Origin of the sequence: Roseimaritima sediminicola (genome assembly GCF_009618275.1) — a bacterium.
Taxonomy (GTDB): Bacteria; Planctomycetota; Planctomycetia; order Pirellulales; family Pirellulaceae; genus Roseimaritima; species Roseimaritima sediminicola.
In genome coordinates this window covers 1-407 of the sequence record NZ_WIAD01000174.1, presented here as the reverse complement: position 1 = coordinate 407, position 407 = coordinate 1, and the positions used below count along the sequence as shown (strand labels likewise).

Sequence of the window (407 nt, the reverse complement as noted above, 5' to 3'; positions counted from 1 at the left end):
GCAACCGCTTGGCCCACTGCGTTCCGCTGCTCGAACCCTTCGCGTCCAAATGCTTGGTCGTGAAGCAGTGTAGTCGATCGTTGTCACCTGCCCTGACTACGGCGTCGTACAGGTGAGCGTGGTCTCCCGGTTTGGCGCCGAGGATGTAGTGGTAGCCATAGGATTGCAGGTCCGCGATGTGCGGAGCATTACTGGCGATCCCATCTTCGGTAATAACCAGTTTGAGCTTGGGGTGTTGTTGTTTTATTCGCTTGAGCAAACGTCGCGTGGCATTCCGCTCGCAGTCGTTCTTTGTCTCGCCGTCCTGTTTGACGATGGGTTCGATCGCCAGCGGGATCACTTCCTTGCGATCGGGATGCACCAACACAGCAGCGACCATCTGGTGGGCGTATTTCGTTTTGCCTGCT

At 56.8% G+C, this 407-nt stretch carries 1 protein-coding gene; it reads right to left on the bottom strand.

The features are described 5' to 3' along the window. The coding region (locus GE027_RS22730) for a hypothetical protein (protein WP_202617524.1) at positions 1-379 on the bottom strand (379 nt) is incomplete at its 3' end. Between the last annotated feature and the right edge of the window lie 28 nt (positions 380-407).